General features: G+C 69.7%; 9 protein-coding genes. 2 read left to right on the forward strand and 7 right to left on the reverse strand.

From position 1 onward, the window contains the following. The first annotated feature begins 1 nt into the window (after window position 1). The gene (locus tag AC2IPW_RS24740) at window positions 2–745 is read left to right on the forward strand and encodes an amino acid ABC transporter ATP-binding protein (protein ID WP_003934972.1); all 744 of its coding nucleotides are present in this window, start codon (window positions 2–4) and stop codon (window positions 743–745) included. A 138-nt stretch (window positions 746–883) separates the two neighbouring features. Next, on the forward strand, window positions 884–2962 hold the full coding sequence (locus tag AC2IPW_RS24745) for a PhoX family protein (protein ID WP_450120918.1): 2079 nt from the start codon (window positions 884–886) through the stop codon (window positions 2960–2962). A gap of 52 nt (window positions 2963–3014) precedes the next feature. On the opposite strand, the gene AC2IPW_RS24750 is transcribed toward AC2IPW_RS24745, so the two are convergent. The 7 genes from AC2IPW_RS24750 to AC2IPW_RS24780 form a co-directional block, all read right to left on the reverse strand. Next, window positions 3015–3734, reverse strand: a complete 720-nt coding sequence (locus AC2IPW_RS24750; RefSeq protein ID WP_450120919.1) for a haloacid dehalogenase type II — start codon at window positions 3732–3734, stop codon at window positions 3015–3017. 37 nt (window positions 3735–3771) lie between these two features. Beyond that, a complete protein-coding gene (locus tag AC2IPW_RS24755; RefSeq protein WP_486375923.1) occupies window positions 3772–5067 on the reverse strand; it encodes a PucR family transcriptional regulator in 1296 nt (431 codons plus the stop codon). After that, on the reverse strand, window positions 5060–6487 hold the full coding sequence (locus AC2IPW_RS24760) for a phytoene desaturase family protein (RefSeq protein WP_486375924.1): 1428 nt from the start codon (window positions 6485–6487) through the stop codon (window positions 5060–5062). The genes AC2IPW_RS24755 and AC2IPW_RS24760 overlap by 8 nt, the downstream gene beginning before the upstream one ends. Beyond that, window positions 6484–8271, reverse strand: a complete 1788-nt coding sequence (locus tag AC2IPW_RS24765; RefSeq protein ID WP_486375925.1) for a DUF3556 domain-containing protein — start codon at window positions 8269–8271, stop codon at window positions 6484–6486. The genes AC2IPW_RS24760 and AC2IPW_RS24765 overlap by 4 nt, the downstream gene beginning before the upstream one ends. 82 nt (window positions 8272–8353) lie before the next feature. Beyond that, window positions 8354–9811 carry a class I adenylate-forming enzyme family protein gene (locus AC2IPW_RS24770; RefSeq protein WP_486375926.1) on the reverse strand — a complete coding sequence of 486 codons (1458 nt, stop codon included), beginning with the start codon at window positions 9809–9811 and terminating at the stop codon, window positions 8354–8356. A 159-nt stretch (window positions 9812–9970) separates the two neighbouring features. Beyond that, entirely contained in the window at window positions 9971–11440 is a 1470-nt protein-coding gene (locus AC2IPW_RS24775) for an amino acid permease (protein WP_416062241.1), read from the reverse strand. Window positions 11441–11610: 170 nt separating this feature from the next. Continuing rightward, a complete protein-coding gene (locus AC2IPW_RS24780; RefSeq protein ID WP_486375927.1) occupies window positions 11611–13014 on the reverse strand; it encodes a purine-cytosine permease family protein in 1404 nt (467 codons plus the stop codon). Window positions 13015–13127 lie beyond the last annotated feature (113 nt).

Below are 13127 nucleotides of genomic sequence, written 5' to 3' on the forward strand. Positions count from 1 at the left end.
GATGCCGACCACCGTCCCCGAGAGCGTGTCCCTCACCGGGACCGGGCTGCACCTGGCCTTCGGAACCAACCGCGTGCTGCGCGGCGTCGATATCCACGTCGACGCCGGGAAGACCGTCACCGTGGTCGGCCCGTCCGGCTCGGGCAAGTCGACGCTGCTGCGCGTGCTCAACCGGCTGCACGAACCCGACGCCGGCGACATCCTCCTCGACGGCCGCTCGGTGCTGAAGGACAACCCCGACGAGCTGCGGCAGCGGATCGGGATGGTGTTCCAGCACTTCAACCTCTTCCCGCACAAGACGGTGGCCGAGAACATCGCGCTCGGCCCGCACAAGCTCAAGGGGCTGTCGAAGGAACGGGCCCGGGCACTCGCCCTCGAACAACTCGATCTGGTCGGCCTGAAACACAAGGCCGACTCCCGTCCCGGCAACCTGTCCGGCGGGCAGCAGCAGCGCGTCGCGATCGCCCGCGCCCTCGCGATGGCCCCGCAGGTGATGTTCTTCGACGAGGCCACCTCGGCGCTCGATCCGGAACTCGTCAAGGGCGTGCTCGCCCTCATGGCCGACCTCGCATCGGGCGGCATGACGATGGTGGTCGTCACCCACGAGATGGGCTTCGCCCGCTCGGTGTCGGACACCGTGGTGTTCATGGACCACGGCGCGGTAGTCGAGACCGGCGCGCCCGAGGAACTGTTCGACGCCCCGAAAACCGAGCGCCTGCAGCAGTTCCTGTCCCAGGTGCTGTAGACCGCTCCGCGGCCGGTGTGTCCTTTGGGCGGCTGGGGCAGCCCAAAGGGCACACCGGACGTTCACCTCGTCTTTCCCTTCGCCTGGTTTCGGTCTCCTACGGTGCCCGCGTTGAACCGATTCGACGAGGGAGTACCTGTGAGTCCGAATTTCCTGCCGCTGATCGTCACGCACGACGGCAAGTCGTCACGCGCCGCCGTCACCTGTCGCTACAAGTGTGGCAACGCGTGTTCCCACGCCGTTCCCAACACCTCCGGCGGCGAGTACTTCGGTGACGTCGTGCGCACCGCCATGAGCCGGCGCGGCGTGCTGCGCGGCGGCGCGATGGCAGTGCTCGCGGTCGGAGCGGGCGGCGTGCTCGCCGCGTGTTCCGACGATGCGGGTAGCACCGGCGGCGCCGGCGCCACGTCGGGTCCGGCCGATCTCGGTCCTGTCCCCACCGGCACGGATTTCGTCGCGGTCGCGCCGAACACCGACGACGTCGTGACCGTTCCCGAAGGCTACGACCAGGCCGTCGTCATCCGGTGGGGCGACCCGGTGCTGCCCGACGCGCCCGCCTTCGACATCGGCAACCAGAGCGCGGCGGCGCAGGAGAAGCAGTTCGGCTACAACAACGACTTCGCCGGGTTGCTACCCGTCGACGGCGTGCCGAACACCTACCTGCTGGTGGTCAATCACGAGTACACGTCCGAGCCGTTCATGTTCGCCGGCTACGATCCCGACAACCCCACCGAGGAGCAGGTGCGCATCGGATGGGCCAATCACGGGCTGTCCGTCGTGCAGGTCAAGGGCGAATCCGGATCCGGTCGTCTCACACCGGAATTCGGTCCGTACAACCGCCGCATCACCGGTCTGACCGAGTTCCTCCTCACCGGTCCCGCCGCGGGCAGCGACCTGGTCCGGACCGCCGCCGACCCGACCGGCACCCGCGTGCTCGGCACCCTGAACAACTGCGCCGGCGGTCTCACCCCGTGGGGCACCGTGCTCTCCGGTGAGGAGAACTTCAACCAGTACTTCGCCAACGCCGAGAACGTCACCGACCCCGTCGCCGCCGAGCGACTCGCTCGCTACGGCCTCGAGGGCGGCGCGTCGGAACGCCTGTGGGAGCGCTTCGACCCGCGTTTCGACATCGTCGCCACCCCCAACGAGGTCAACCGGTTCGGGTGGGTCGTCGAGGTCAACCCCTGGGACGCGACGTCCGTGCCGGTCAAGCACACCGCGCTCGGTCGGTTCAAGCACGAGGCCGCGACGATCCACGTCACGGCCGACGGAACCGTCGTCTCCTACAGCGGCGACGACGAACGCTTCGACTACATGTACAAGTTCGTCTCCTCCCGCACGATGCAGCCCGGCACGTCGCAGGCGGCGATGCGGCACAACATGACGCTGCTCGACGCCGGAACCCTGTACGTGGCCAAGCTGACCGGTGATGCGCCGGACGAGATCGACGGCAGCGGTGCGCTTCCCGCATCCGGAGCGTTCACCGGCACGGGGGAGTGGATCCCGCTGCTGCGCACGGCCGAAGACGGCCGCGGCGAGTCCCTGGTCGACGGCATGACCGCCGAGGAGGTCGCGGTGTTCACCCGCCTGGCCGGGGACAAGGTCGGGGCCACGAAGATGGATCGGCCCGAGGACTTCGAGCCGAACCCCGTCACCGGCAAGGTCTACGTCGCATTGACCAACAACACCAAGCGCGGCGAGGACGGCAAGGCCGCGGCCGACGTGGCGAACCCCCGCAACAACAACAAGAACGGGCAGGTACTCGAGATCGACGACGATCACGCGGGCACGTCGTTCACCTGGAGCCTGCTGCTGGTCTGCGGCGATCCGGAGGCCGCCGACACCTACTTCGGTGGTTTCGACAAAGCGCAGGTCAGCCCGATCTCGTGCCCGGACAACCTCGCCTTCGATCCGCACGGCAACCTGTGGATCTCCACCGACGGCAACGCCCTGAAGTCCAACGACGGGCTGTTCAGCGTCGCACTCGACGGTCCGCGCCGCGGGGAGACCAAGCAGTTCCTCACCGTGCCCGTCGGTGCGGAGACGTGCGGTCCGATCGTGCAGGAGAACCGCGTCGTCGTGTGTGTGCAGCACCCGGGCGAGACCGACGACGCCACGTGGGACGCCCCGTCGTCGCACTGGCCCGACGGCGGCACCGCCCAGCCGCGCCCCGCGGTCGTCGCGGCCTGGAAGTCCGACGGCCTGATCGGCGCCTGACCCCGTGCGCGCTTTTGGTAGCAGCCGCTACCAAAAGCGCGCACGGGCGCCGTCAGGCGTCGAGGCGGCGGGCGAGGTCGATCAGGTCGTCGGCGATCACGTCCCAGTCCTGTTCCGCGTGCAGATCCGTGGCCTGGTCCGGGCCGTGCTCGGTGGGTCGCGCGAAGAACGCGGTCCGCAGGCCGCAGGCCCGCGCGGCCGCGAGGTCCCCGTTGTGGGCGGCGCACATGCACACCTCGCCCGGCTCCAGGCCGAGAACCTCGGCCGTGCGCAGGTACGCCTCGGGCATGGGCTTGTAGGCGCGCGCGACCTCGGCACCGAGGACGGCGTCCCAGGGCAGACCCGCGCGCTTGGCGATGTCCACCATCATGCCGATGTTGCCGTTCGACAGCGGCGCGACGACGAAACGCCGCTTCAGCCGGGTCAGTCCCTCGACCGCGTCGGGCCACGGGTCGAGCCGGTGCCACGCGAGGTTGAGCCGATCGAGCTCGTCCCCCGGGATGCCGGCCGGATCGACGCCGACCTCGCGCAGGGCGTCCTCGAGGTTCTCCCGATGCAGCACGTCCAGGCGGACGAACGGCCGCGCGCCCGCCCGCACCGCCTCCATCGCCGGTTGATAGCGGGCCCGCCACGCGTCGGCGAACACGGCCGGGTCGGCGGCACTTCCGTGGCGGGCCAGGAACGGCGCCGCCTCCCGCGCGATGCTGGTGCGCCAGTCCACCACAGTGCCGAACACGTCGAAGACCAGTGCCTTCACCCCGAAGATGCTCATACGACGCATCCTCCCAGAACCGCCGGGCCGGTGCGCGTCAGCGCAGCACCGCATTTCCGAGGAACTCGCACGCCTGCAGCGCCAACGCGATGTCCAGCTTGTCGTGCACCGCAGGTGCACTGGTCGGGTCGCCGAGCGCCTTGTTGATCCGGTACTTGACGGTGTTGCGGTGCAGGTTCAGTCGCTCCGCGGTGTGCAGGTGGCTCTCACCGGTGGCGAAGTAGGTGCCGAGGGTGACCCTCAGCATCGCGGCCTGCTCGGTGTCGTCAGCGAGCGGACCGAGGATCTCGCCCACCCACGCGCGCGCGGCGTCGAGGTTGCGGGCGAGCAGCGACACCACCGCGACCCCGCGGTCCCCGAAGCCGACAACCCGCCGGGTGCACGTGGCCTGAGCCACCGCAATCGAATACGCGGCCTGGGCCTGCTCGTGGGAACGCCGGAAGCCGGCCAGGCCGGAGCCGGGCAGACCGACCGCCAGGCGGCCGGCCGGATGGGAGCGCACGACGGCGTCGAGTGCCGCCGTATCGATTGCCGGCCGGCGCCGATCGAACGGGAGCCACGCCCACACCGTGCGCCGGTCGATGGCGGTGAGGATCGGCGGTGCGTCCGAGCCGAGATGCACTGCCACCGCGCGCACCAGCCGGTCCAGCGGATTGAGGGCGCCGTCTGTGGATTCGGCTGTGGTCCAAGCAATCACCGCGACGTGACAGCGGCCGAGCCGGTACCGGGTCTCCGCCTCGAACGCCGCGGCGTCGGTCTCGGACCCGTCGACGAGACCGTGGATGAGGGCCGAGTGCACGTTGCCGCGCACGGCCGACCACCGGCGACGTTCCTTCTCGTACGCGTCGAACACGTACAGGGTAATCCAGTCGATGTACCGGTAGACCACCGCGGAGATGTACTCGACGACGTCGAGCGTCACCTGCGGCGGCAGGTTCATCGACCGCACCTCGTCGAAGCACAGCCGCATGAGGTCGTTCTGCCCCATGTGGTACGCCCGGACGAGGGAATGCGACGGCACGTCGCGCTGCGCGAGCCGGAGCGCGTATTCCACTGCTGCCGTGGTGGGTTGGAGGTGGTCGGCGGGGATCTCGTTGGTGAGCACGTGGATGATCGTCGCGATGTTGCCGTGCACGCTCGCCTCGAGGAGTTCGACGAGTTGCGGATCCTCGTCGAGGTGGGCGATCTCGCGCGCCATCATCGCGGTCATGGACCGGGTGATCTCCCGCTGGCGGGCGTCGAACCGCCGCGCGACCTCGGCGACGACGCGCCGGACCTCGTCGGCGGCCGACGCTGCGCCCGCCGGCTGCCCCGAGAGCACCGGCTCAGTCACGGCCCGTGCTCCGCAGGTGCTGCAGCGCCGACTCGGCGGCGTTGTAGCCGCACATCCCGTGCGCGCCCGCCCCGGGCGGGGTGGAAGCCGAGCACAGGTACACCCCCGGAACCCCGGTGCTGTAGGGGTCCAGGGCAATCCGTGGCCGGAAGACCACCTGCAGGTCCGCGTTGGCGCCGCCGACGATGTCGCCGCCGATCTGGTTGGGGTTCTGCCGCGCGAGATCGGCCGGTGTGGTCGTCGAGGTCGCGACGACGCGGTCCCGGAACCCCGGCGCGAACCGCTCGATCTGCGCGACGATCGCGTCCGTCGCGTCACTGGTGTAGCCGGCCGGGACGTGGGCGTAGGCGTACACCGGGTTCAGGCCGCCCACCGAGCGGGTCGGGTCGGCGACGTACTGCTGGCCGAGCAGCACGAAGGGCTTGTCCGGCATGCGTCCCGTCGCGACGTCGCGTTCGGCCCGGGCGATCTCGGCGAACTCGCCGCCGAGGTGGACGGTCCCGGCCCGCCCGCAGTCCGGATCGGCCCACGGGATCGGACCGTCGATCGCGAAATCGACCTTGAAGGCGCCGGGCGCATGCCGGAACCTGCGGTAGGACTTGGCGATCCGCGGCGGCATCTTGTCGCCGAGGATGTCGAGGGCAGCGCCGGGCGCGACGTCGAGTAGGACGACGTCCGCCGGCGGCAGGTCCGCGGCGCGACGGACCCGGACGCCGGTGTGCACCTTGCCGCCGTGCTCGGCGAGCTGGGCTGTCAGGGCGCGCGCGATCGCGACGGAACCACCCTCGGCGACCGGCCACCCGTAGCGGTGTCCCGCGGCGGTGATCATCAGGCCCACGGCGGACGTCGCCGGGCGGTCCAGCCGGTGGTAGGCGTGGGCGGCGATGCCGCCGAACAGGGCTCGCCCCTTCGGGGTCCGGAACCAGCGGGCCGCGGCCGTCGCGGGCAGCAGGGCCCGCGGCCCGAACGCCGCCAGCCGCAGCGGATGCCGGGGGACGTTCAGCACCGGTCGCATCAGGTCCGCGGCCAGTGCGTCGAAGCCGGATGCGAGATCGGTGAACATCCGCCGCCACCGTGGGCCGTCCGCGCCGAGGCCCGCCGCGGTGACGTCGAGGGAGCGGTGCAGCAGAGCAGCCTCGCCCCCGTCGAGGGGATGGGCACAGTCGATCTCCGGCCACCGCCACCGCAGGCCGTACCGTTCGAGGCCGAGGGTCTGCAGGTAGGGGGAGCCGGCGCCCATCGGATGGAAGGCCGAGCAGTGGTCGTGGACCAGGCCGGGGACGGTGAGCTCGCCGGAGCGGGTACCGCCGCCGATCTCCTCGGCTGCCTCGAGGACCTGGACGTCCACACCGCGACGGGCGAGGTGGACGGCGGCGGCGAGCCCGTTGGGCCCGCTGCCGACCACGACCGCTGTACTCACGCCTTCACCTCCAGCTGCCCGTCGTCTGTGCGGTCCATTGTCCACTGCACGTCGAACGGGATGGGTCCGTTGGGCAACCAGGGCTGCTCGGCGACGGCGTCGGCCACCCGGTAGGTGCCGCGTTCGATCACGCCGAGGGCCGCGTCGATCACCTTGTACTCCTGGGTGCCCTTGTGGATGGGCTGCGATTCGATCCACGCGACGACGAACTCGCCGGGGGCGAAGTTGCAGCGGCGCTGGATGGCGGCGATGAGGTGCTCGTTGTGCAGGTGCCCGTCACCGAAGTTGAAGGCGACGATCGAGTTGCAGGAGAACTCGGCCTCGCGCAGGTCGTAGGTGTCGATGTCGTCCCCGAGGTGCCGCATCATCAGGGAGAACAGGGCCCGGCCCTGACTGTGCAGGGACCGCCAGCCGAGCAGCTGGTGCATCACCACGTCCGCGACGTCCTCCGGGTAGGTGGCGAGCAGCTGGGTGCGGGTGTTCTGCGCACCACGGACGATGTGCCGGTTCAGCTTCTCCTCGGCGCCCGGCGCGAACGCCCAGGTGGCCGACGCCCAGTTGCCGGCGTACTGCCGCATCGACGGCAGGAACGACACCAGGTCGGGCCGCAGGTTGCCCAGCACCGGGAAGAAGCACAACGCGGCGGTGATCGCACCGGCCAGCCACAGCGACGACATGTCGGTCACGGCGTAACCGTCCCAGGCGGGGAAGCCCCAGAACAGGAAGACCGTGGCGTAGGCGAACAGCAGGTTCCATTCCAGCGGCACCGCGAGCGGGAAGGTCGACGCGATGAAGAAGTGGAACGCCACCATCAGCAGCACGGCGAGCAGCGTGAGGGTGCGGTTCGTGGAGAACAGCAGCACGAGCGGGGTGGCGATCTCGACGAGGGTGCCCAGGACGTGCCCGACGCCGCCGGCCAGCACGGACGGGCGCAGATCGTTCGGGAAGTTGCGGTAGTGCGCGCGCTTGACCGTCTTGGACAGCATCCACGGCGTGTTGCTGATCATCGGCGGGATCACCATGGAGAAGTGGTGGCCGAATTTCGAGACGCCGGCGCCGACCCAGACGGTGACGATGAGCAGCTTGAGGGCGACGATCATGTCGACGAACGGCAGGAAGGTGAAGAACACGAGCGCGGGCAGGTACTGCTCGCTGCGCGCGGCGATGAAGATCACCTTGTCGCGCAGGCCGATCAGGACGAGCAGCACGACGACCGGTGCCACGACGGCGGGCCGGACCAGTCCCGCATTGTCGGCGACCACCGCGTCGATCGAAGCGGTGTGGACACCCGGAAGAACAATGGCGACAAGAAGAGTGACGATCAGCACGGCGTAGAGCGCGACGTCGCCGACGGTGCGGCGGTCACCGGCCGTGCCCGGCACCTTGTCCGGCCACGGTGGGAGCCGGATCGTGTCCGGCTTCAGCCAGGAATGGAATCCGCCGGTCATCGGCTTGAAGTGCCCGGCGAGCGGGCCCCACGAGCCGCCGACGCCGAGCCCCTCCACCAGCACCGTCCACAGGATCAGCTTCTGGTAGACGATCGGCTGGTTCCACCACGACGCCACGTCGAGCCAGGACAGGCCCGAGGTCAGCGTCGCGAGGGCGGTGCCGGCGCCGACGTAGAGGAACAGCAGCTTGAGGATGTAGACGGTGTGCACCATCTTCGGGGTGCCGAATCCGTGGTCGACCCAGTGGGTCGCCATGGCCCGCAACCGATCCCGGAACGGGAGCTGACGGAAGGTGGCGGAATCCACTTCCGGGAAGTGGCCGGTCTTGAAACCCATGGGAATTCGCCTTTCGGGTAGGGGAGGCCGCCCCACCGGCCCGGGGCCGGCGAGTCGGAGCGTGTGGTGTCTTCGGGAGCGATCAGGCGTGCACGGGAGCGTGGCTGCGCCGCAGGCCGGGCTTGTCGATCTTGCCGACGGGGTTGCGCGGCAGGGAGTCGACGACGTGTACCTCAGTGGGCACCTTGACCCTCGTCAGCCGTTCGGCGACGTGGGTGAGCAGTTCGGTCCCGGTGACGGCCCGGCCGGGGCAGGCCACGACGTACGCGACGGGGACCTCGCCGTACACCTCGTGCGGCGCGCCGATCACGGCGGACTCGAGGACCGCGGGGTGGGTGGCGAGCGCGTTCTCGATCTCCTTGGGGTACAGGTTCTCCCCGCCGCGGATGATCATGTCCTTGATGCGGTCGACGAGGATGAGGTAGCCGTCCTCGTCGAGGCGGCCGACGTCGCCGGTGTGCAACCAGCCGTCGACGACGGTGCGGGCCGTCTCCTCGGGCCGGCCGAGGTAGCCGCGCATCACGTTGGGGCCCTTGATGATCACTTCGCCGGCGACGCCGGGCGGCAGGTGTCGGCCGTCGGGTCCGGCGACGGCGATCTGCTGACCGGGCAGCGCGGGACCGACCGTGCCGAGTTTGCGGGGGCCGTCGACGGGGTTGCACGCCGACGCACAGGTACCCTCGGTGAGCCCGTAGCCCTCGACGACGACGAGCCCGAAGCGCTGCTCGACGCGGTCGAGGAGTTCCTTCGAGATCGGGGCCGCGCCGCAGATCGCGAAGCGCAGCGACGAGGTGTCCACCGGGGTGTCCTGCGGCTGGGAGACCAGCAGGGCGTAGATGGTGGGCACGGCCGAGAAGTAGGTCGGTCGGAGCCGGGCCACGTCGTGGAAGAAGCGATCCGGGGAGAACCTGCCGGTGATGCTGAGCTGCGCCCCGGCCAGCAGGGGTGCGAGGAAGCTGACCGCGATCGCGTTGACGTGGAACAGCGGCAGGATCAGCAGGCAGTGGTCGGTCTCGGTCAGCCGCAGGTGCGTGCGGAAGGAGTCCGCCATGAACTGCAGGTTCGCGTGGGTGAGCTGCACGCCCTTCGGGCGGCCCGTGGAGCCGGAGGTGTAGATCAGCAGGGCGGTGTCGTCGGGTTCCGGGTCGGCGCCGGCCGCCCATCCGGCGGGAGCGGCGACGGCCATGTCGTCCACGTGGATCACCGGGCGGCCGCCCGACGGGGCGCCGGGACCGGCGTTCACGACGAGTGCGGCTCCGGCGTCGGCGATCTGGTATCCGGCCTCGCTCGCGGTGAACGCCGGATTGACGGGGGTGGCCGTCGCGCGCAGCCGCCACGCCGCCATGAGGGCGACGAGCAGTTCGGCCCGGTTGGGCAGCATCACCGCGACGACGTCACCGGCCGCGATGCCGTGTTGCTGGAGCTGTGACGCGAAACCGTCTACTCTGCGGGCGAATTCGGCGTAGGTGAGCTGCCGGTTGTCGTCCCGCACGCAGGGCCGGTCCGATTCGTGGTGCCACACCAGATATTCGATCGTCACTACCGTCGGTCCTCTCCTTTTCGGCTGACTACGACGGTAGTGACGGGGATCACGTCCCGGCTACGGCCTCGCGGGCTCGAGTTCCGGCCGGGTGTTGTCCTCCGAGCACAACACCGCGCCGCCGGCTGCGGAAGGCAGCCGGCGGCGCGGAGCGGATCGTCAGTGGGCCGGATCGCCCGAGGAGGCAGGTTGCGGTGCCGCCTCGACGTGCATCGCCCGGGCCAGTGCCACCTCCTCGGGCGGAGTGGTGCGTGCACCGCCGCGCCGGCGCAGATACCGGGTCTTGAGGTGGTACGCGGCGAGGATGACGGCGAGCGCGATCAGCGACTGCACCAGTTCGGCACGGGCGCCGGTGAACCACATGCCGACGAGGATCGCGACGATGCCGGCCGTCACGACGACGGGCAGGGCCGGGTAGAGCCACACCCGGAACTGCAGGATCTCCGGCGACGTGCGCTCCCAGCGGCGGCGCAGCACCAGTTCCGACAGGCAGATCATGATGTACACGAACAGGCAGATCGCACCGGACGACGTGACCAGGTACAGGAAGATGGTGTCGGGCCAGACGTACGCGGCGACGATGCACACGTATCCGACGAACGTGCACGAGAGCACGCCCTTGAGCGGAACGCCCTTGGAGTTGACCGCCGTCATCCAGGCCGGGGCGTCACGATGCGCGCCGAGCACGAACAGCATCCGCGATGCGGTGTAGAGCCCGGAGTTCAGGCACGAGAGCACGGCGACGAGGACGACGAAGTTGAGGATCTCGGCCGCTCCGGGGATGCCCAGCAGGTCGAGGGCGGAGACGAAGGGGGATTCGCCGACGACATAGCTGTCCCACGGCTGCATGGTGACGAGCAGGAACGTCGCACCGACGAAGAACGCGAGGATCCGGAACACGACGGTGCTGGTGGCGCGGCGGATCGCCGCGGCCGGCTCCTTCGACTCGGCCGCGGCGATCGTGACCAGCTCGGCGCCGGTCATCGAGAAGATGACGGCGACCACCCCGACCAGGACGGGGGTGAAGCCGTTCGGCAGGAAGCCGCCGTGGGCGGTCAGGTTGCCGAACGACAGGTCGGCCCCCGGCCAGACGCCCAGCACGTAGAGACCGGCCAGGACGAGGAACGCGATGATCACCGCGACCTTGATTCCGGCGAACCAGTACTCGGCCTCACCGAAGTTGCCGACCGACAACAGGTTCACCACGGTCATGATCAACAGTAGACCGGCCGCCATCAGCCACAGCGGAACACCGGGGAGCCAGCGGCCGAGCAGGGTGGCCCCGACCACGGCCTCGATTCCGACGACGACCACCCAGAAGTACCAGAACAGCCAGCCGGTGGCGAAGCCCGCCCAGTTGCCCATGGCGTCGCGGGCGTACTCGGTGAACGAGCCGGTGCAGGGTTTGGCGACGGCCATCTCCCCGAGCATCCGCATGACGAGGAAGACGATGAGCCCGCAGATCAGGCAGGTGAGGATGGCTCCGGGGCCGGCTTGGCCGATGATCGCGCTGATGCCCACGAAGAACCCCGCGCCGATCACCCCGCCCATGGACAGCATGGTGAGATGGCGCCTCTTCAGCGCATGACCCAGGGTGTCGGACCTGTCGGCCGGTGAATCGGTGTGCACGGCACTCCCTTCGAGACCTGGTGTGCGGCGCCGTGGGGTGCCGGTTCCGGCGTCCCGGCGGCGCTGTCGCTCGGATGGGAGAACACTAAGACCACAATGTGACCCACGACATGTCCGCGATGTACACGTCTGTGGGTCACATTGGCCGCCGGGGCGATTGTCGGCCGGATTCAGACCGGTTGTGCCTCGTCCGGCGCCGCCTCGGGTTCCTGCGACACCTCGGGCTTCTGCGACGCCTCGGGCTTCTGCGACGGCTCGGGCTTCTGCGACGACTCGGGTTCCGAGGGCGCACGATCCGTCGGTGTGAGCAGCATGTAGCTGCCCGCGGCCAGCAGCACCGTCACCACCGGGGCGAGCTGCGCCCACGTCGCGCTGACCTCCTGCACGGTGAGCACGATGCCCGCGACGGAGGAGATCAGCCACGCCAGTGCGCCGCCGGACGCGGTGCGGGGCATGACGCGACGCCGATCGCGCAGCACGTAGACCACCGCGATCGCCACCCACGCGGTGATGAGCACACCCTGCCAGGCGAGGGCCTGCAGCAGGTATCCCAGCACGTCGGTGAGCATGAGCAGGTAGGCGAGCACGGCGGTGACCACCACCCACACCGCCCGGGGCACGTCGAGGCGCAGGGCCCGGTGGACGAACACCTGCAGGTTGGTGGAGGCGAGGTAGAAGTTGGCCGAGTTGATGCGGGTCTGGGACACGATGATCAGCAGCACGCCGGCGAAGCCGAGGGAGCCGACGACCGCCTCGACCACGCCGGTCTCGGTGCCGGCGATGTCCCAGGCGCCGAGGAGGTAGAGCCCGACGAGTCCGTTGACGCCGAAGGTCAGCGCGTAGAACACCCAGCCGAAGGTGACGGTGCCGTGGAAGCCGGCGTCGGCGCGGCGACCGAGCCGCGCGTAGTCGAAGGTGTACATCATCAGCACCCAGACACCCATGTAGACGAGGTAGGCGGTGAGCCAGCCCGGAAGCGGACCCGACGCCACCGTGGCGGTGAGCCACCCGGTGGGGTAGCCCTGTTGCACGGTCGCGGCCACCACCACGGCGACCATGCCGACGAGGTAGAACGGCAGCAGGATCCCGTTGAGCTTGTCGAGCCATGCGGCCACGCCGCCGATCACCACGGGGATCATGTACACCGTGCACAGCAGGTACCACAGCCTGATGTCGCCGCCGAAGTACTCCTGCAGGGCCACGGCGACGATGGATCCTTCGAAGACCCCGTAGTAGAGCGCGGTGGCGGCGAACAGGGCCGGGGCGAGCAGTGAGCCGACGGCACCGAACATGCGCCGCGACAGCAGCTCGACGGACAGGCCGGTGTGGATCGCATAGCGGGAGAGCAGCAGATTGACGACGCCGAAGGTGGCGACGGAGGCGGCCATACCGACGAGGGTCGCCGGCACCCCGACCGCGCCGGCCGAGGCGACCGCGACGTAGAGCCAGAACATGGCGCTGAACATGGCCCACCAGGCCATCGTCAACGACCATCGGGACAGCCGGCCGGATTCGGGCACGCGTTCGTGTTCCGCGGAGGATTCGGGGGCGGAGTCGGTGAGGTGATCGGACATGGGGTCGCCTCTCGAGGGGAGGGAATCCGAACCGGCGCAGGGGCGCACGACCGCCCGCGGCACGGGAGGTTCGGCAGGGGGAGTCTTCGGGGAGGGGAGAGCGGAAACCGAGG

This window comes from Rhodococcus sp. NS-SX18 (genome assembly GCF_057367935.1).

Coding starts and splice junctions, on each gene's coding strand:
- AC2IPW_RS24740 (WP_003934972.1), top strand. CDS start 2: ATGCCGACCACCGTCCCCGAGAGCGTGTCCCTCACCGGGACCGGGCTG.
- AC2IPW_RS24750 (WP_450120919.1), bottom strand. CDS start 3,734: ATGAGCATCTTCGGGGTGAAGGCACTGGTCTTCGACGTGTTCGGCACT.
- AC2IPW_RS24765 (WP_486375925.1), bottom strand. CDS start 8,271: ATGGGTTTCAAGACCGGCCACTTCCCGGAAGTGGATTCCGCCACCTTC.
- AC2IPW_RS24780 (WP_486375927.1), bottom strand. CDS start 13,014: ATGTCCGATCACCTCACCGACTCCGCCCCCGAATCCTCCGCGGAACAC.